Source organism: Pseudonocardia sp. TRM90224, assembly GCF_021245725.1.
In the GTDB taxonomy this organism is placed as follows: domain Bacteria; phylum Actinomycetota; class Actinomycetes; order Mycobacteriales; family Pseudonocardiaceae; genus Pseudonocardia.
In genome coordinates this window covers 15,226-34,183 of record NZ_JAJGSX010000008.1, presented here as the reverse complement: position 1 = coordinate 34,183, position 18,958 = coordinate 15,226, and the positions used below count along the sequence as shown (strand labels likewise).

Genomic DNA, 18,958 nt, shown 5'->3' with positions numbered 1-18,958 from the left:
GTTCAATCGGTGGTTCGCCGGCCAGAGGTGCGCCTGCCGGATGTGCGCCGGTGCAGCCGGGCGAAGACCGCATCGGGGCGCATCACCCGCACGATCCCCGCGCCCACCTGGCCGGTGACGACGATGTGGTGGACCTGCGCGGTCGAGCCCGAACCGCGCTGGTGGCGCACCCCTCCGACGCGGACCCGCAGACCGGCCGTGTCCACACCGGTGTCCGGCGCGACGATCATCAGCAGGTTGCCGACCCGCACGTCGACGCGCACGTGCGTCAGCACCCTGGTGAGCCTGGCCGCGGCGAGGTCGAGAACGGTGTCACCGATCAGCCGTTGCACGACCACCGTCGAGGGCACCAGCCAGCCCGCCCCCATGGCGACGTCGGAACCGCGGCCGGTCGCCACCTCGGTCGAGCGCGGAGCGTCGAGCGCCAGCAGCTCGGTGCCGGGCAGATCGGCCAGCAGGTCCGCGAGATCGCCCCGGTGCAGCGCGCCTGCCGCGATCCGCATCCGCTCGGAGAACTCGTCGACCGTCAACCGGCCCTCGACGAACGCGTCGTGCAGTTGGCGGGCGGTGTCCTCGCGCTCCGCGTCGCCGGCCCGGATCGGCCGGGACGGCTGGGACGATGGGGAGTCAGACGCTGGCACGGGCGACATCCTCCCGTTGCGACGGCCGGTTCTCCCACCAGCCGACGAGCTCGGCGTAGGTCACCGAGCTCGCCAGCAGCGACTGGTGGGTCCCGGCGGCGACCACATCACCGTCCATCAGCAGGACGTGGTCCGCCCGCCGCGCGGAGCTCATCCGGTGCGCGATCACGACGAGCGTGCCCTCCCGCGCCGCGAACACCCGCTCGACCGCGGCTTCCGCGGTCGGGTCGAGATGGCAGGTCGCCTCGTCGAGCACGATCACCGGCGCGGTCGAGAGGTGCGCCCGCACGAGCGCGATCAGCTGCCGCTCGGCGGCGTCGAGCGCGCCCGGCATCAGCTGGGCGTCGTACCCCCCGCAGCGCGCGACGAGCGGGCCCGCGTCGAGCTCGTGCACCACGCGATGCAGGTCCGCCTCTGCGGCGTCCGGGCGGAGGTAGCAGAGGTTGTCCCGCAGGGATCCGGCGAAGACGTAGGACTCCTGCGGCACGAGCGTGACCAGGCGGTGGTGGCGGGCCAGCGGCGAACCACCGAGCAGCACCTCGCCGTGCTGGGGCTCCTCGAGCCCGCCGAGCAGCCCGGCCAGCGTGGACTTGCCGATGCCGCTCGGCCCGACGACCGCCCAGTGGCTGCCTGCGCCGATCCGCAGGTCCAACCCCTGCAGGACCGGTTCGACGTCCGGTCCGTACCGGAACGTCACGTCCCGCAGGTGGATGTCGACGCCGGCCGGCGCCGGCGCCACGACGGGTGGTGCGGGCGGCGATCCGGACACGACGGACATCTCGGCGATCCGGCGCAGCGCGACCGCCATCCGCAGCGCCGAGCCACCGATGGTGAGCGTGAGCGATCTGAGCGTGGGTTCGAGCGTCCTGATCACGTAGGTGATCGCCCCGACGACCGCACCCGCGGTCACCCCTTGCTGCAGCAGGCTCGGGGTCGCGAGCAGGAGCAGCACGACCGGCAGGTAGGCGCCGACGGCGACGGTGGCCGTGCGGGCCGCGGTCGTTCCCGCCAGCGCACGCACGGCCGACAGCTGCTGGGCGAACGTGCGGTCGCCGAGTGCGATGACGTGGTGCTGCGCGCGGAACGCGACGACGTCGCGCAGGCCGGTGATCATCTGGCCGGTCGTGCCGGCGACCTGCTCGTCGCACATCACCTGCGCGCGCTGGCGGCGCAGCTGGGCAGGCACGAGCATGGCGAAGATCACCAGCGCCGCACCGAGCGGCGGCAGCACCGGGGCCAGCAGCGAGCTGCCCAGCGCGGCCAGCCCGATGACGGCCGCGACGACGCCGAAGACCGTGCGGCGCGCGATGAGCAGGAGCCCCGCCAGCACGTCGCGGACGGTCTCGACCTGCTGGGTCATGCGGCTCACCGCGGACGCGTCGACAACCGCGCGTCCGGATCCCGCGCGGACGAGCATCCCCGTGACGACCCGCTCCACCAACCCGTCGCGGACGGGTTCCACCACCGCGCCGATGAGCGGGTAGATCCGCCGGGTGGCCTGGCCGGAGACCACGTACGCGACCGCGAGCAGCGCCAGGTGGGCGAACCCGACGAGCGGCCGGTTCCGGCCGAAGCCCTCGTCGATCGCGTTCGCCAGCGCAACACCGGTGGTCAGCGCGGGCAACGCCTCCAGGACCGACCACCCCGCGATCCGGACGAAGACCGTGCGCCGTCCACGCAGCTGGTCGGTCAGAACGCGGCGGGTCGCACCCCGCGGGAGCACGTCCGGGCCGGTCATGCGCTCGGCCCTGCCGATGCGGTGAAGGCCGATGCGGTGAACAGCGCCCGGTAGTCGGGGTCCGACCACAGCTCGATGTGGGGAGCAACGCGTCGGATCCGCCCGCGCTCCAGCCATGCCACCCGGTCGCACCGTGCGGCGGTGCCCGCGCGGTACCCGACGACGACCGTGGTCCGGCCCGCTCTGCCTTCGGTCACCGCGCGGCTGACGTGCACCTCGGTCACCGTGTCGAGGCTCGACATCGCGTCGTCGAGCACCAGCACCCTGGCCGGCCGGGCGAACGCCCTCGCCAGGCCGAGGCGCTGCAGCTCCCCACCGGACAGCGGTGCGTCGAGCAGCGCCGTCGCGTAGCCGCTGGGCAGCCTGCGGACGAACTCGTCGGCCCGTGCGGCGCACGCCCCGCGTGACATGTCGGCGTCGGTGACGGTGCCGGACCCGAACCGCAGCGCGTCGGCGATCGAGGCGCCGATCAGGTTCGGGCGTTCGAACGCCGTGCACACCAGGTCCGCCAGCGCGTCGTCGGCGACATCGCGCAGGTCCGCCCCGTCGATGGAGACGACCCCCGCTCCGGGGTCCACCACGCGGCCGACCACCGCCGCGAGAGCCGACTTGCCGGAGTCCGCGGCGCCGACGACGGCCAACGAGCTGCCACCGGGAACGATGAGGTCGACCCCGTCGAGCACGGTCCGCCCGCCGTCGAGCACGGTGACCCCGCTGACCACCACGGTGCCTGGGCCCGCGCCGGCTTGTTGTTCACCGGCTGCCATCGCGGGCAGGTCGAGCACGTCGAGCATCCGGTGCGCACCCGCTCGCGCCCGCACCAGCATGGCGGCGACCTGCGCCTGGCCGAGCACGCCGAGCGCCATCGCCGCGTAACCCGCGGCTGCGAGCAGCGCACCCGGGCCGAGCCGGCCGCTCGCGACGTCCATGCCGACGATCGCGAGCACCCCGAACTCGACGGCTGGCATCAGCAGCGCCAGCTGCCAGCTCACCCGGCCCTGCGCGATCCAGAACCGGGTTCCGTTCGTGGACAGGATCGTGACGGGCGCGAGCACCCGACGGACCTCGCGGTCGACGGCGCCCGCGCTGCGGATCGTGCGGATGCCGCTCAGCGCACCGACCGCGCCCGTTGCGATCGTCCCGTGCGCGGTCAGGTAGCCGGTCATCAGCGACGTCGTGTCGGCGACGAAACGACGCGCCACCACCCAGCCCGCCGCAACCGCGCACCCGACCACCAACACCGTCCACGGGTTGAGCAGGAACAGCCCCACCACCCCACCCGCGGCCGCGATCGTCATGGAGAGCACGGCCGTCATCGCAGCGAGCCCGCCCGCCACCTCACCCGCGTTCGCGGTGATGCGGCTGACCGCGTCGCCGGTATGGAACCGCGCTGTCGCCGCGACGCCTGCGCGCACGAGGTGGGTGAGCAGGCGACGGCGCAGCGAGAGCGTGATCGCGGCGGCGCCGAGCGTCGCGGTGTACTGCCCGCCCACCTCGGTCACGACCAGCCCGACGAGCAGCAGCGCCAGCCCGACGACGGCGGCCGTCCCGACGCTCCCACGCACGGCGCCGTCCACGGCCGCGGCCAGCGCACCCGGCAGTGCGAAGGCGAGCAGCCCGCCGATGACGCTGGCCGCCGCCGTCGCCACGGTGTACCACCGCCCGGCGGCGACGGACCTGCGCACCAGCCGTCCGGCCTGCTTGTTCTCGCGCACCACGACCTACTTCCTGAACCGGTGAAACGGTGTGGCGTGGCCGCAACGACAGGCCACGCCACACCGACGTGCGGGCCTGGCCTAGGGCAGGCAGAACGACAGGCTGAGGGCGCTGTGCACGCAGGGCGGGCCGAGGCTCACCGTGCTGACGGGCTGGTCGCCGCCGTTGACGTGCATCCCGCTCGGTGCCATGTCCTGCAGCATCAGGATCCGACGCATTTGTTCACCTCCTCGAGCTCGTAGTGGGTCGGATCGGTCAGCACAACACGAAGCTCAAAACGCTCGGCAGGCACAAGAGGCTGTGCAGCGACGCGGCTGCGGCCGGAGTGCTCGACGTCTCGCTCGACATCCCCTGCAGACGCAGAATGCGGGTCATCACTACGTTCCTTCCTTGTTCTCGTGATACCGGACCGCTGTGTAATGACGGGAGCCTGGGTCATCGCACAGCGATCCGGTACTTTCCTACTTACGGAACGCAGGCCACGATGCTGATCGTGCTCGTCAGGCAGACAACCGTGAGGCTGAAGGTGCTGAAAGGGTTGTCAGGACCACCGGCCGCGCGAGGCGCGGAGTCCATGGTCTGGAGCTGAAGGATCTGGTTCACAACGATTCACCTCCTTTCGAGATCGATGCGGCAGGCGCTGGAGCCGGCGACACCGGATCAGTCGCCGTCCTTGGCGCAGAGCGTGGGGATCAGGCTGAGCGTGCTTCCGCACAGGGCCACGCTGAACGCGCTGATCATGGGCTCGACGGCCGACATCCGGCGCGTCTGGAGATCGAGCAACTGCTTCATGGAGTTCTCCTATCTAGGGACGAGCTGGATGTGTCAGTCGAAGACGGGTACCAGGCAGAGCGACGTCGAGATCGAGCTGATGCAGCCGACGATGCTGATCGCGCTCCACTCGGGCCGGGCGCCCGACCCGGACTGCAGGGACTGCAGGTCGAGTACCTTGTTCATCTGGCCGCCCCGCTCACTCGGCCGGTCGGGCGCACAGGACCAAGCTGGCCCCGCTGGCGCAGAAGATGATCGTCGCGGTGCTGATGGTCCGCTCCGAGGCCCGGTTGTCGAGCTCTTGCAGCTTGAGGATGCTGTTCATTCCTCACTCCTTCTCGTCGGCGTGGCACAGCACGAGGCTCGCGGTGCTCCCGCAGAAGCTGAGACTGAACGCGCTGAGCATGTCGCTTCCGTTTGCCGCGAGACGCGTGTCGGATTGCAGGTCGAGTACGGTCCGCATCCTTTTCATCCTTTCGTGTTGATGGGGCTGGAGGCTCAACAAGCGAAGATGCTCGCCGAGCTCGGGCAGAAAGCCACGCTGAAGACACTGATCTTCAGGTCGGCCGCAGCCGGCGTGTCACGCATCGCCTGCATTTCCAGGATGAGCTTCATTCGTTCACCTCCTTCGTTGGTTCCGATTCGTGCGGTGGTCCCAGGTCACCCGGCGAGAACGGCGCGCTCCGGCCGGACGGCCGGTGCGAGCCCCGGCAGGGCGAGCGCAGATCCCTGGCTGGCGCGAAGCGCCATCAGCACCCCCGCGGAGCCGGTCGCGACGTCCATCGAGAGCCGCAGCAGCGGCTCCCCGGGGAATGCCACGTGCCCCTTGTACGAGACGGCGTGCCACGCCAGCCTGCGCACGAGTCGCGCGATGATCGGGTCGAGCCGCTCGGCCGGGCGGGCGCCTGAGCTCCTCAGCTGGGTCAGCAGCCCGATCAGCCCCGAGCGGCCGTTGAAGAGCCCCGGGCAGATCACGAACTCGGGTTGGGCGGCGAGGCCGATGCGGTCGATCGCGCTGTCGAAGCGCTCGACGTGCTCGTGCTTCAGGAACTCCGCCGCCGCCACGGCGACCCCCGCGCTGCCGGTCGCCAAGTAAGGCATCACCCGGAAGCCCTCGTCCATCTGCAGGGTGCCGTCCGCCACGTCGACGCATTCGTCGAGGTCGCGATCGATTTCGCGCCGGGCCAGGTCGAGGAACCGCTGGTCACCGCTGTGCTCGAAGAGCCGGGTGAACAGCAGCGCCCGTCCGGACGCACCTCGCATCAGGCCGTTCTGCCGGCTCGTGTTGGCGACCGCGCTCGGCCGTTCCACGATGTCGGCGAGCCGGTCCACGACCTTGTCCATGGTGTCGGTCAGGTCGCTCCGGCCGGTCACGGTCGAGAAATGCAGCAGGTTCATGCCGATGCCGGCCAGACCGCCCTGCAGGCCCGTCGGGAGGTGGTCGAGCGGCCTGTCGAGGACGCGGTCCAGCACGTCGAGCGCCGCATCCCGCCTGCCCAGCTGCTCCAACGCGTAAGCAACCCCGTGCAGGCCGTTGTAGAGGCCGATCGGATGATCGGGCCCGGCGCGACCCACCGCCTGCAACAGCCAGTCGACGTGTTCTTCCGGCACGTCGAAACCGCTCGTGTGCAGCGCGTGCATGACCCCTGCCGCACCCCAGGCCAGGCTGAGCGGGTCTTCGAGGAAGACGTTGATGTCAGCCGGGTACAGCCGGTCGGTGCGCTCGGGTGAAGCGCTGGCGAGTATCCCCGCCGCGATGGACTCGCAAAGCCGGTCCACGACGTCCTCGCCGGCGTCGAGCGCCTCGACCAGCGCCGCGGCCTCCCTCCGCTCGGCCGGCTGCACGGGGGCGGTGACCGGCAGGTCGAGCTCGCGCAGGATCGTGGCCAGGAACTCCTCCGGCACCGGGAACCGTTCCCCGATCGCCCGCACGACGTCGGTGATCTTGCCGGGATCCAGCGGGAGGATCGCGTTGAGCGGGAAGAACGCGGTCATCCGCATGCACGCCATGGCGTACTCGTCGCGCGCGAACCCCGTCACGTCCAAGGGCGCCATGTATCCCGCGGCGCCCATGCCGACCATCTCGGTCACGTCGGTCGTGCTGATCTCGAAGTCGACGAAGCACACCTCGCCGTCCGGCCGGACCAGCACGTTGTGCGGGTGCAGGTCACCGAACACGACACCGCGTTCGTGGATGAGGTCGAGCCCGGCGCGGATCTTGTCCAACGTCGCCAGCGCCCAGGTCGTGTACTCCGCGATGACCTCTTCGCCGGCGTCCGGGTGGATCAGCGGATAACGCTGCACCGTTTCCTTGCCGAACGTCTTGCCCGGGATGAACTCCTCGACGAGGAAGGCGTGCTCCCAACACGTGAACTGGTCGTACAAGGCGGGGACGCAGGGAAGACCGGTCAGCAGTTGCAGTATCTCGCCTTCTCGACCGACGCGTTCGACCGCGTCGCGCGATGCGGCGTCGAGCCCGGCGAACGGCCGACCTTCGCGGAGGATGACTTCCTGATCGGTGCGGTTGTCGATGGCCTTGTAAATGCCGCCGCCGTTGGAGAAATGCAGCGGTTCGACGATCGTGAAAGGGAAGTCGATGCCCTCGTCGCTGTCCCGCGCGGCGAGATGGGGAGCCAGGAACTCCGGCGTCTGCACCCACGCCGGCGGAGCGAACGCGGGCTCGCGACGGTCCTCCTCGAGCGTGCCGTCCGGACCTTCGATGGCGTGCACCGGCTCGCCGTTGGCGGTCCGCAGAAAGCGGGGGACGAAGGCGCCATAACGAACGAACACCGGCCCACGGCCGATGCGGAGGTCGCTGAGGATGTAGGGACCGTCCTGGTCGCTGAGCGATTCCTGCAGGTCGGCGACGATCTGTTGCAGCTGTCCGTTGCCGGCCGGGTAGATCGTCACGAACTTGCCGCTGCCACTGCGGTCGGCGTACTTCGAGTTCCGCGCGACGACCTTGGCCTTGCTCGGCACGAACTTGAACGGGATGTGGCGCAGGACGCAGTATTCCCACACGACGTCGAGCACGGCGTCCGCATTGTCGGGCTTGGCGCTGACGTGGATCTTCCAACCCTGGGCCGGAATCTCGGCCTGCGCCGGCGCGAGCATCGTCCAATCGGATTGCTCGGCAACCATCCAACCCGCTGGTATCTCGCGGCCGGTGAGCAGGCTCTGCACTCCGCCGTGATTCTCCCGGATCGGCTCGTAGAACAGCGGATCCGCCATACAGAAGTCTTGATAGCGCATGTCCATGAGTGCTGCCTCCAACTGAACGTGGCTGATCCTCGAAGTGCGCCGAGTAGCCCCGGAATCGGCAGTTGAAAATCCGAACACGAACGAATCTAGCCGGGCTGTGGCCAGCGTTCGCTGTCACTGAACGGCGCCCGCGCCGGTGTTGCATCTACCTGGGCAAAGGGATACCGCGGTGGTGGGGGAGGCGGGATGAGCGGCAGTTTGCCGGCAGAAAAGAAGCACGTCGACGCCGGCGCCGATCGCCCCGGCGGCGCGGGCCTGGTGTGGATCTGCCTCGGTGACGATGCTCTGAAGTCCATCGCCTGCGGGGGTGACTACGGGAGGGGACACGGCGTCGGATGACGGTAGACGCCGAACCCATGCACGGGCCATGAACCTGTGCGCGGGCCGCCGAGCCTGATGAGGCCGAGCCCGGAGCACGCACCGGACCACTGTGGACGCGAAGCGCGAAGGCCCTGACCAGCTTCCGCTGGCCAGGGCCTTCGTGGGTGGCGCGCTGTCAGGGACTCGAACCCCGAACCCTGGCCCTGGGAGAACCAGGTCACGAAACCTACTTGGATCCGGTCTCCACGAATGTCACGGGTGACCGTCCATCCTCGGTCACGCACCGCGTGCAACCCCTGAGGTGCCCGTCGGCCGTCGGCCTCGGGTGTCACATTCGTGGGCTCCGCGGTGTCTCATGGATGACCGGATGAAGCGCGCAGGAGGACAGCATGGCGGTACGCATCCCGAAGGCAGAGCTCCCCGCCGAGCTCAGGGACGCTCTGATCAACCAGCTCGGGTCCGTACCCGAGCCGATCGCGGTGTCGTACAACAGCCCACCTGTGGCGGATGCCAACTCGGAGTACGCGACGAAGGTGGCCGCGTGGGCCGCGTGCGACGCGGGCCTCAAGACGTTCGCGCACATGGCCGTCGCGGCGCAGATCGGCTGCAGCTGGTGCCTGGACATCAACTACTTCCTGGCACTGAACCAGAACCTCGATCTGACCAAGGCCAGCCAGGTGCCGAACTGGCGTCATACGGACGTGTTCGACCCGCTGGAGCGGGCGGTCCTGGAGTACGCCGAGGCGATGACCAACACTCCGACGACCGTCGCCGACGAGATGTCGGCGAGCCTGCTGGAGCAGCTCGGTGCGGCGGCGTTGGTCGAGCTGACCACGTTCATCGCCTTCGCCAACATGGCGAGCCGGGCCAATACGGCGCACGGAATCACTTCGCAGGGTTATTCCGCCAGCTGCGAGATTCCGCTGGCCGAGCGTTCCGATACCGCCGTTGCGGCGTCCGGGGCATGACACCCGATCCATTCGTCGCCCATCGCAGCCTGCTGTTCACGGTCGCCTACGAGATGCTCGGCTCGGCGACCGACGCGGACGACGTGCTGCAGGATTCGTGGCTGCGGTGGGCGGACGTCGATCGGTCGCGGGTACACGATCCGCGCGCGTATCTCGTGCGGATCGTCACCCGGCAGGCACTCAACCGCCGGCGAACGCTGTCCCGCATCCGGGAGGACTATGTCGGCGAGTGGCTGCCGGAACCGCTGCTGACCAGCCCGGATGTTGCGGAGGACGTGCAGCTCGCGGAAAGCGTCTCGATGGCGGTGCTGACAGTGCTGGAAACGCTCGCGCCGGTGGAACGGGCGGTGTTCGTGCTCCGCGAGGTATTCGACATGCCGCACGGTGACATCGCCGAGGCCGTGGGCAAGTCTCCGGCTTCGGTGCGCCAGATCGCGCGGCGGGCCCGCGGCCACGTCATGGCTCGTCGACCCCGGGTGCAGGTCAGTGCGTCGGAACAGCGAGCCGTGATGGATCGCTTCCTGGCCGCACTGGGCACAGGTCGACTGCAGGACCTGATGGAGGTCATGGCACCGGACGTGGTCATGATCGCCGACGGTGGCGGGCTCGCGGGCGCCGTGCTGGCCCCCGTGCACGGGGCGGAAGCGGTGACGGCGGTTCTGGCCCGTGCGAGCCGATCCGCCCTCGTGTCGGCGGTCACGTGGCTCAACGGTGCGGTTGCGGCTCGGATCGAAGTGGCCGGCGAGCCCGCTGCGGTGAGCGTCGTGGTGGTGGAGGGCCGGATCACCGACATCTATTTGGTCCGGAATCCGCTGAAGCTGACACGGCTGGACCAGCAGGCCGACCTCGCCAGGTGATCCCCGAGGCCGGCCGCAGCCGCTGGTGACGACCGGCGATTTCGCCGATTCGCCGGCGACGCGCTGGCCCTAGCGTCGACACCAGCAGGAACACTTGCAGGAGGCCATCGTGACCAGCATCGGTGTCCGGCGGCGACCGCGACCACGGACATCGACAAGTCAAACCAGCTGCGGCTCACGGCCGCACCGGCCACGGCCACGCGAACGCAATCCCCGCGACGTCGAATCTCTTACGGCTCGTTCGTCGGTGGGCCAAGGCAACAAGACAAGTGGAGGAGATCATGAACGACCGAGCACCCGGTCCGGCGCTCCCGCCGGTGGTCGACCGGAAGACCTGGCAGCAGGCGCGGGAGGCGTTGCTCGTGCGGGAGAAGACGCACACCCGCGAAGGCGATGCGATCGCGGCCGCGCGGCGGCGGCTGCCGATGGTGGAGATCGACGCCACCATCGAGCTGATCGGCGCCGAGGGGCCGGTCACGATCCTCGACGCCTTCGAGGGCCGCTCGCAGCTCATCGCGTACTACCACGCCTGGTGGCCCGGCCTGTCCGCCGCGGAGCAGTGCGAGGGTTGCACGTTCTTCAACAGCCAGGTCCGCGAGCTGTCCTACATCCATTCCCGCGACGCCACCTACGCCGTGCTGTGCAAGGGTCCTTTCGAGGCGAGCATCCGCTACCGGGACTTCATGGGCCTGGAGATGCCGTGGTACTCCGTCGAGAAGACCGTGGCGCAGCTGCTGGAAGGTCGTGACTGGCAGAGCCACCACCTCGTCTGCTACGTCCGCGACGGCGCACGGGTGTTCGAGACGTACTACACCGGCGGTCGCGGCGTCGAGATCATGGCACCAACTCACGGGCTGCTGGACATGACCGTCCACGGCCGCCAGGAAACCTGGGAGGACTCACCCGACGGCTGGCCCCGGCCCTGGGGCGACGCCGGCCCCGGGGTCTGGACTGCGAACGGGCGGCCCATTGCCCAGTGGTCGCGCATCGAGGCCGGCCGCTCCGACGAGCTGACCTGAGAACCAGCAGCGCAGCAAGGACCCCGGTGCGCCGCACTGCTGTCGCCGGAGCGGCAACCGGGGCACTGCTCGCGTTGTCGCTCGGCGCGGGGCCGCCCGAGCATCCGGCGAACAGGAGCGAGCCAGCGAGCGTGGCGGCGGCGACGTGGATCCGCATGGTGACCTCTCGTTGCTGGAGGGTCGGCTGGATGGGCCGACCGTGCGGCGAGGAGATCGAGCAGCGTGGAGCGAGTCGTTACGCAGCGCTTCCTGATGGCCGCACGATGGGGTCGGCGGCTGCGGTCGAATCGATCACGTGAACGGCGACCGTGGAGGCCGTTGGCCACCGGAAGGCCGTGTCTACCGAGTGCGAGATCGGAGGATCAACGCTGAGGATGTTCGTAGCCGGCGTGCTCGCGATTCCTGTCGGTGTCTTGCTGATCGTCGCGGGGGTGCTGCATTGGCGCCAGGACATCCCACGGGACATCCGCGGAATGTCTCGCCTACGTGCACGATCGACCCTGGCTCGCAGCTGCCTTCCTGGGGATAATTGGGACGGTGTTTTGGGGTGGCCTTCTCCACCGCGGGTCGGGTGCCCGCGGATCCGGTCCGGGTACGCTGTGGCGATCCTGCGCAGTCGTCAGTTCTCGGCGGCACTGGCGTCGACCGGCGTGGTCGTCTCGCTCGGGTGGTTCGCCAGCGGATCGGCGGCAAGCCGTTCGCGCCCGCCGTCGACCAGCTGCTGAGGCGGTCGGCGCAGTCGCAGCGGAGCGGAGTGCTCGACGGCATGCGTGACGGTGCGCTGTCGGGCGGTGGTCACTGGTGAAGGACCGCCTACGCAGATTGACGCTCGGCTCTGAACAGTTCGCCTGGACGGCTCGGATCCGGCACGTCCGATCCGGCGAGGACTGGCAGCGTTGCATTCGACTCCGCGTGTGGCGTATCTCGGCGACACGTGCCCGAACGCTGCAGGTCGACCTGGCACCGAAGCAGTACAGCCTGAAGGTTGTTGCTCCACGCGACGTGCGGCTCGTCGTCGAGTACGCGATCGGCCACGGCTGGGGTGCGGACCGCGACGGGGAAATCCTCCTGTTGCTGGGTGGTGAGCACGGCGGCCTGGTCCTGCCGGGCTTCACCGTGATCGATCGTCCCCTCCCCGGCGGCTGACGCCTGCCTGCCTGCGTCAGCGGAAGCCCACCAGTCGGGTGTGGGTGGGGCGTCGGGGAAATCGATGCGCTCGACGCGGTCGCAGCCGGCTTCGGGCAGAGCTCGCCCGCAAGCCGACAAGGCACTGCGCGCCTGGCCGAGAATACCGCCTAGAGAGGCCCTTTTCCCAGGTCAGCGGATCAAGGGAGATTGGTCGTGCCGTGTGTAGGTTCAGAGTGGTACTTCCTCTTGCCTTACTGACTCACGGAAGGTTGTGATGATGCGCATCGCTACGCTGCTGGCGGATCAATTGCTGGTTGTGTTCGTCCCGAAGGTCGAAGCTCAGGCCAGAATCTGTGACCCGCCTTCCGAGTGTCTTTACACTCAGAAATGTCAAAGTGATCCCACTAGATTTCGTCGCGTGTACTACGACTTCCTCTGTCGTCCGGTGCGTACGGAATGCAATTGTCGTTGACCGGTCGGATCTGCTTTTCCGGCGCGGTGGCCGGAGACGGTTCCTTGGCGGTGTTGGCAAAACCGCGGTCTTCGGGTTCGGTGCCGACGCCTGCGCCATCAGCCTTGCGTGAACTCGTATGGCTGGCCGTCGCCGTTCATGACGATCGTCGACAACGACGTTCTGGCGGTTTGTGAACGCTAACAACAGCCAAAACGTCGTTGTCGACACCCAACGCCCGGCCCGCTCGTCCTCGACCGCCGGCGTCATGACGGGACGTGAACGGCGAGGTCCCAGACCCGGATCGTGTTGTCTGCGGCGGCCGACACCAGCAGTGGACGGTCGCCGCTGGCGATCACGCCGAGTTGGGTGATCCGGGCCTGGTGCCCGCTGAGCACGACGTCGAGGCGGCCACCGGTGACGATGTCGTAGAGCAGGATGTCGCCGGACCGTTGGCCGAGCACGGCGATCCCCCGGCCGCCGACCTCGACGGCGACGATGTCGCCGCTGGGGTTCGGCGCATCGAACAGGCGTGGCTGCTCCCCAGCCGGTGACACGGCGAGTTGGGTGGTGAACCCGACGCCGCAGGTCTGCCCGTTCACGGTGAGGGCGGTGGTCGCGCGCCACGTCCAGGTCGCCATGGGCGTGAGCGTCTCGGCGTCGAGCGCCACCATGCCGACGGCCGGCGACTGGACCAGGAGCGCCGGCGTTCCGTCGAGAACGACCGCCTGCATTTCCGCGAGGATCCCGGTCCCGTCGATCGGCGCTGACGTCGCCACCACCTCCAGCGGCGACAGGTTCAGGCGCGTCACCACGTCGCCCCGATCCAGGACGAACAGCGCCGGCCGGTCCAGGCCCACGGAGAACACGACCGTCGACGCGCCGGGCACCGGTATGGAGCCGAGCGTCTTGCTGGTGAGCAGATCGAGCACATCAACCTTGCTGCGGTCGACGGACGTCGCCGTGCCGGTGCAGCAGCAGAGCAGCCCCCGGCCATCGACCTCGGCGAGCGCCACGTTGTGGGCGAGGAACGTGCCGGTGAGCACCCCGCCCGGGCGGACCTCGCGGTCGTCGAGCAGGTCCCACGCGCGCGAGGTGGGGTCGTCGACGGAGTTGCTCTCGACGATCACAGCCAGCGGGCGGCCTCCGACGACGCCGAGGCTGAACGGGGAGTATTCGAAACTGCGGATGCCGAGCGCCCGATCGGGGGTGATCCGGGCCGGCGCCGCACCTCCGGGGGACGCGCTGCCGCCGGCGCGGGCGGAGGCTGCCACGGCCAGCCCGCCGCCCAGCACGACGATCCCGGCGCCGATCCCGGTCAGCAGACCGCGGCGGCTGATGCCACGGGCCGGGGTGATCGCGGCGCGGGCCATCCCGGCGAGCTGCCCGGCCGATGGCACGCGCTGCCCCGGATGCTTGGCCATCCCGGCCGCGACAACCGCGTCGAGCGACCCCGGCACCCCCGGCCGCATTGCCGAGGGACGCGGCGGGGACAGCATCAGGTGCCCGTGCAGCTGCGCGGCGAACTCCGCGCCTGGGAACGCGCGGAAGCCGGTGAGCAGCTCGTGCAGCAAGCAGGCCAGCGCGTACACGTCGACCCGCTGGTCCCCGGCCCGGCCCTGCCACCGCTCCGGGGCGAGGTACTCCACGGTGCCGAGGCCACCGGCGTCGCCGGCGATGCCGAAGTCGGCCAGCACGACGCTCGGGATCTGCCCTGGCACCGGCCGGTGCAGCAGCACGTTCGACGGCTTGACGTCGTTGTGCACCAATCCTGCGGCATGCGCGGCGTCGAGCGCCGCCGCCACCTGCTCGACGATGGCGACGGCGTGCTCGGGCGGCAACGGACCGGTCGTCGCGAGGTGCGCGGCGAGGTCGGGCCCGTCGACCAGGCGCATGTCGAGATAGGGCCGGCCGTCGACGGTTCCGTAGCTGTGCACGTCGATGACGTGGGGCTCGGTGAGTGAAGCGACGATGTGCGACTCCCGCTCGAACCGGGCGCGCCGCTCGGGGTCGTCGGTCACCTGCGGCGGAAGCAGCTTGAGCGCCACCAGCCGGCCGCCGTGGGCGGTGTCGACGGCCCGGTGGACCTCGCCCATCGCACCGGCCCCGATCCGGCCGATCAGCTGGTAGGGCCCGATCCGCTGGGCCGTGGCGGGTTCGGCGGTCATCGCCCCACCCGCGCGGTGAGGTCCCATAGCCGGACGCTGCGATCGACGCTGCGGGACAAGAGGAAGACCCGGTTGTCGACCGTGAACGTCTTGACCGTCAGCGCCTTCTCCTCGTGGCCGGTGAGCGGGTCCCCGACCGCGGCTCCGGTCTGCAGGTCGTACAAGCGAATCGTCGGTCCCTCCGTCATGACGCCCAGTGTTCGCCCGCCGACCTCGACAACGGCGACCGGCGTGGAGTACCGGAATTCCGAGGGGAGCGACCTGGTCGATCCGGCGATCGTCGCGCCGCTGGTCATGTCGAGCAGCCGCAGCCGTTGCTGGCTGTTCGGCGTGCGGTAGTCCCCGTCGAGCGCGTCCGCGTCGACGAGCTCAACCGGGCGGCCGCCGACGGAACCGACCTCCACCCCGACGGCCGGCAACGCCGCCGGCAACGGGACGTTCACGCGAGCGCCCGTCCCGAGGTCCCACGCATAGGGCCGCGCGCCGAGGCCCCCGCTCGCGACAACCACCGGCCGTCCACCCGAGGCCAGGACCTGCAGCTCGTCGGGCCACCCGACGCCAGCCGCGTCCATCTGCATCGGCTCACCGATCGGCGCGCCGGTCGCGAGGTCCCAGCGGCGCACGGTGTGGTCGTAGGACAGCGATGCGACGACGTCGCGGCCGTCGGCGGGCGCGATGACGATCGCAGACACCGCCGCGGCGTGCCCGGACAGGACGGTCGGTTGCGCCGCACCGGTCGCGAGATCCCACACCCGCATGACGGAGCCGTTCCCGTCCGCTGTCACCAGCAGCGTCCTGTCACCGTGGCGGATCGCGGCCGCGGCGTTGGCGTACGTCTCGACCGCCGCGCCGATCCGCGCTCCCGTCACGAGATCCCGCACCTCGATCCCCTGGTGTTGCGTCACCATCACCGGCACCGAATCGAGCCACGACACCTCGGGGGCTTGATCCCCGAAGCCCGGGAAGGTGCGCTCCGCGAGCGCGCCGCCGGTCGGTTGTGCCTGCGCCGGTTCGGCCGGCAGCGGCGCGGCCGCCGGCAGTGCGCTCGGCCGCCCGATCGGCGGGACCAGGCCGAGCAGCAGCGCCACGACCAGCGCGATCGCCCCCGCCGCCAGGCCGACCCCCACCGGCAGCAGGCGCCGCAGGGTCGCGGTCCGGTCGGCGCCGGGACGCGGATCAGCCCTCGGAGCGTCGACGTGCGTGGGCACCGGGACCGGCGCGGCGGTGTCGGCGAGCGTCGGCGCCGGGCGGTTGCGCGCAGCTGGCGAGCCGGCTGCCGGGCCTGGGCTCGGTGCTGAGGCGAGCGCCGCTCTAGCGGCCGCGGCGAGTTCCCCCGCGCTCGGGAAGCGCTGCCCCGCCACCTTCGCCATCCCGTGCGCGACCACGGCGTCGAGACCCATCGGGATCCCGCCACGGGTGCGGCTCGGAGCAGGTGGGGAGTGGTGCAAATGGGCCGCCATGACCAGTTCGAGCGGTCCGGAGCCGAACGGAGGCTCGCCGGTCAGCAGCTCGTGCAGCACACAGGCCAGCGCGTAGACATCGGCCGGCGGACCGGCCGGTTCGGCGTGGAACCGCTCCGGGGCCATGTAGGCGAGGCTGCCGATCACCGTCCCGGTGCGGGTGAGCGCGGTACGGCTGCCCGGGTCGACGGCGGCCGCGATGCCGAAGTCGATCAGTGTCACGAACGGCGGCCGGTCCGGCCGCTCGTCCAGCAGGAGGTTCGCCGGCTTGACGTCGCGGTGCACGAGGCCGAACGCGTGCGCAGCGTCGAGAGCGGCGGCGGCCTGCTCGACGACCTCCACCGCGACCGCCGGCGCCAGCGGGCCCGCTTCCAGCACCGACGCGAGGTCGCGCCCGGGAGCCAGCGCCATGTCCAGGAAGAGCCGTCCGTCGATCTCGCCGTAGCGGTGGATCACGGCGGTGTGCGGTTCGCTCATCCGCGCGGCCTGCTCGGCCTCGCGGCGGAACCGGGCCCGGTACTGCGCGTCGGCGGAGAGCCCGGCCGGGAGCAGCTTCACCGCCACCACCCGCCCATCGTGCTCCTCGTCGCGGGCCCGGAACACCTCTCCCATGCCGACACGGCCCAGCTCGGCCTCCAACATGTACGGACCGAACCGGCCGATCATGATCCTCCCTCGCCCAGCAGGTCTTCGAGGCTCCACACCGCCGCGGTGCCCGGCTGGACGCCCGGTGCGGTGGTGCCGAGCAGCAGCGTGCGGTCCCCGTGGCGGAGCGCGGTGAGCAGCCCTGCCAGCGGGTGGTCGCGCAGCACCGGCCCGATCGGCTGCCCGCTCTCCAGGTCCCAAAAGCGAAGCTCCGACGTGGTGGACCCGCCTGCCTCGGCCATCACGACGGTGCGCGCCCCGAGATCGACGACCAGCACCTGCCGGACGGCGGACGTGTGCCCGGTCAGCGTGGCGGCCACCGTCGCGGTCGACAGGTCCACGACGCGGACGGAGTTGTCGGTGCAGCCGAGCACCGCAACGGGGCGGCCGGACCGCGTCGTTGCACGCAGCTCGACGATGCCGGCCGGCAGCAGCAGCGGTGCGCCGACGGGCGCCCCGGTGGCCATGTCGTAGACGCGCAGGACGCGGTACTCGTTGGCCCCGATGAGGTCGCCGTTGCTCTCGTCGGAGGTCGTGACGACCACCGGTCGACCATCGAGCACGGCCGTCACCGGGCGGGCGGACAGCGACGCACCGGGCACGCTGACCAGCGGCCCGATCGCCGCACCATCGGTGAGCGCCCGCACCTGGTGGCCGAGGTCGAAGCTCTTCTTGCGGTAGTTCGCAGGGTCGGTCGGCTCTACGAACACGGCGACGGGGCGACCGTCGAGGTCGGCAGGCACGGCAGCGCGCGCCTGCGAGCCCGTCTGGACGGCCGTCGGGTCCCCGACAGGGTCGCCGATCGCAAGGCCGTCCGGGATCCGGTGGACCCGGACGGTCTGGTCGGCGTCCCGTGACACCACCACTGGCATGCCGTCGACGACGGCGGCTTCGGCCTGACCGCCGGAGCCTGCGATGTCGGGTCCGGCGAGGTCGCCCCTCGTCAGGTCCCAGGTGCGCAGCCGCCCGTCCGCCAGGACGCCCACGGCGAGCGGGCGGCCGTCGACCACCACGCCGGCGGCCGCCGCGAGTCCGGCGGAGTCGCTCAGCGCGGTGAGCGCCCCCGGCGGTGGCATCGGCCGATCCTGTGCCCGGACCGCGACGGTCGTCACGACCCCCAGCACGAGTGCCGTGACCGCGGCCGCGGCGATCCACCGCCACCGCCGCCGCCACGTCGATCGGCCGGCTGAGCCCGGTCCGACCAGCTCCGCGACGGTGAGCGGCGCCGTTGCCGGCGCGCGGCCCAGCCCGAGCCCGACGAGCTGCACGAACTCGCGCCCGGGCCCGCCCGACACCAGCACCTCGGCGGGATCGACGGCGCGCGGGCCGAGGCCGCCCGCGGCGATGGCGGCCAGCGCGCCGGAGATCTGCCCGCTGACCGCGGCAGCACGGGCCGGCGCCAGCCGGCCCGCCGCGCGCAGCTCGGCCAGCGTTGCACCGCTGACCAGGCGCATGTCCAGGAACAACGCACCGTCGAGCTCGCCGTAGGTGTGCACGGGCACGACATGCGGCTCGCGCAGCGCGCTCAACGCCGCCGCGTCGCGCCGGAACCGCTCGCAGAACTCCGCATCGGCGCTGAGCACCGGCGAGAAGACCTTGAGCGCGACCACCCGGTCGTCATGGCGCCGGTCGGTCGCGCGGAAGACCTGCGCGCGCTCGCTCGTAGAGAGCAGCCCGAGGAGCCGGTACGGGCCGAGATCGGGTGGATGCGACACGGGTCAGCCTGCGTTCGTCGAAGTGCTCATGGCGGGGCAGGCTATGCGGCGGCTGTGCGGGTGCATGGACTCCGGCGATGGGGGAGCCGTACCCTGCAT

The 18,958-nt window shown here is 70.7% G+C and carries 18 protein-coding genes; 4 read left to right on the top strand and 14 right to left on the bottom strand.

What is annotated here, in order from left to right:
• Positions 1-2: 2 nt before the first annotated feature.
• The 10 genes from LL648_RS14925 to lanKC form a co-directional block, all read right to left on the bottom strand.
• Positions 3-641: a DUF1707 SHOCT-like domain-containing protein gene (locus tag LL648_RS14925; RefSeq protein WP_232663143.1), complete on the bottom strand. Its 639-nt coding sequence runs from the start codon at positions 639-641 to the stop codon at positions 3-5.
• Positions 628-2,379 carry an ATP-binding cassette domain-containing protein gene (locus LL648_RS14920; RefSeq protein WP_232663142.1) on the bottom strand — a complete coding sequence of 584 codons (1,752 nt, stop codon included), beginning with the start codon at positions 2,377-2,379 and terminating at the stop codon, positions 628-630. Before LL648_RS14920 ends, LL648_RS14925 begins: the two co-directional genes overlap by 14 nt.
• On the bottom strand, positions 2,376-4,097 hold the full coding sequence (locus LL648_RS14915) for an ABC transporter transmembrane domain-containing protein (RefSeq protein WP_232663141.1): 1,722 nt from the start codon (positions 4,095-4,097) through the stop codon (positions 2,376-2,378). Before LL648_RS14915 ends, LL648_RS14920 begins: the two co-directional genes overlap by 4 nt.
• Positions 4,098-4,175: 78 nt before the next feature.
• Positions 4,176-4,313 carry a SapB/AmfS family lanthipeptide gene (locus LL648_RS14910; protein ID WP_232663140.1) on the bottom strand — a complete coding sequence of 46 codons (138 nt, stop codon included), beginning with the start codon at positions 4,311-4,313 and terminating at the stop codon, positions 4,176-4,178.
• A 247-nt stretch (positions 4,314-4,560) separates the two neighbouring features.
• A complete protein-coding gene (locus LL648_RS45760; protein WP_374112044.1) occupies positions 4,561-4,698 on the bottom strand; it encodes a SapB/AmfS family lanthipeptide in 138 nt (45 codons plus the stop codon).
• Positions 4,699-4,755: 57 nt separating this feature from the next.
• Positions 4,756-4,887 carry a hypothetical protein gene (locus tag LL648_RS44055; RefSeq protein WP_255685546.1) on the bottom strand — a complete coding sequence of 44 codons (132 nt, stop codon included), beginning with the start codon at positions 4,885-4,887 and terminating at the stop codon, positions 4,756-4,758.
• A 33-nt stretch (positions 4,888-4,920) separates the two neighbouring features.
• Positions 4,921-5,052 carry a hypothetical protein gene (locus tag LL648_RS44050; RefSeq protein ID WP_255685544.1) on the bottom strand — a complete coding sequence of 44 codons (132 nt, stop codon included), beginning with the start codon at positions 5,050-5,052 and terminating at the stop codon, positions 4,921-4,923.
• A 13-nt stretch (positions 5,053-5,065) separates the two neighbouring features.
• Positions 5,066-5,191, bottom strand: coding sequence for a hypothetical protein (locus LL648_RS44045; RefSeq protein WP_255685542.1), 126 nt, complete (start codon positions 5,189-5,191; stop codon positions 5,066-5,068).
• A 3-nt stretch (positions 5,192-5,194) separates the two neighbouring features.
• Complete coding sequence (locus LL648_RS44040; RefSeq protein ID WP_255685540.1) at positions 5,195-5,329, bottom strand: hypothetical protein; 135 nt, start codon at positions 5,327-5,329, stop codon at positions 5,195-5,197.
• Between the two features lie 197 nt (positions 5,330-5,526).
• A complete protein-coding gene (lanKC, locus tag LL648_RS14905) occupies positions 5,527-8,118 on the bottom strand; it encodes a class III lanthionine synthetase LanKC (protein WP_255685578.1) in 2,592 nt (863 codons plus the stop codon).
• A 719-nt stretch (positions 8,119-8,837) separates the two neighbouring features.
• Here lanKC and LL648_RS14900 point away from each other — a divergent pair.
• The 3 genes from LL648_RS14900 to LL648_RS14890 all read left to right on the top strand — a co-directional run bounded on the left by LL648_RS14900 (position 8,838) and on the right by LL648_RS14890 (position 11,292).
• Positions 8,838-9,416, top strand: coding sequence for a carboxymuconolactone decarboxylase family protein (locus tag LL648_RS14900; protein ID WP_232663138.1), 579 nt, complete (start codon positions 8,838-8,840; stop codon positions 9,414-9,416).
• The gene (gene sigJ, locus LL648_RS14895) at positions 9,413-10,273 is read left to right on the top strand and encodes an RNA polymerase sigma factor SigJ (protein WP_232663137.1); all 861 of its coding nucleotides are present in this window, start codon (positions 9,413-9,415) and stop codon (positions 10,271-10,273) included. Before LL648_RS14900 ends, sigJ begins: the two co-directional genes overlap by 4 nt.
• Positions 10,274-10,554: 281 nt before the next feature.
• Positions 10,555-11,292, top strand: coding sequence for a DUF899 family protein (locus LL648_RS14890; protein WP_232663136.1), 738 nt, complete (start codon positions 10,555-10,557; stop codon positions 11,290-11,292).
• A gap of 619 nt (positions 11,293-11,911) precedes the next feature.
• Here LL648_RS14890 and LL648_RS14885 read toward each other — a convergent pair.
• The gene (locus LL648_RS14885) at positions 11,912-12,091 is read right to left on the bottom strand and encodes a hypothetical protein (protein ID WP_232663135.1); all 180 of its coding nucleotides are present in this window, start codon (positions 12,089-12,091) and stop codon (positions 11,912-11,914) included.
• 2 nt (positions 12,092-12,093) lie between these two features.
• On the opposite strand from LL648_RS14885, the gene LL648_RS14880 reads away from it, so the two are divergent.
• Complete coding sequence (locus LL648_RS14880) at positions 12,094-12,438, top strand: hypothetical protein (protein WP_232663134.1); 345 nt, start codon at positions 12,094-12,096, stop codon at positions 12,436-12,438.
• Positions 12,439-13,137: 699 nt separating this feature from the next.
• Here the strand turns inward: LL648_RS14880 and LL648_RS14875 are convergent.
• From LL648_RS14875 to LL648_RS14865, 3 genes are read right to left on the bottom strand one after another with little or no spacing between them, the layout of a single operon-like run.
• Positions 13,138-15,039 (bottom strand): serine/threonine-protein kinase, encoded by a 1,902-nt coding sequence (locus LL648_RS14875; protein WP_232663133.1) that lies wholly within the window; start codon positions 15,037-15,039, stop codon positions 13,138-13,140.
• Positions 15,036-17,165, bottom strand: a complete 2,130-nt coding sequence (locus LL648_RS14870) for a WD40 repeat domain-containing serine/threonine protein kinase (RefSeq protein WP_232663132.1) — start codon at positions 17,163-17,165, stop codon at positions 15,036-15,038. Before LL648_RS14870 ends, LL648_RS14875 begins: the two co-directional genes overlap by 4 nt.
• Complete coding sequence (locus LL648_RS14865; RefSeq protein ID WP_232663131.1) at positions 17,162-18,859, bottom strand: hypothetical protein; 1,698 nt, start codon at positions 18,857-18,859, stop codon at positions 17,162-17,164. The genes LL648_RS14870 and LL648_RS14865 overlap by 4 nt, the downstream gene beginning before the upstream one ends.
• Positions 18,860-18,958: the final 99 nt, after the last annotated feature.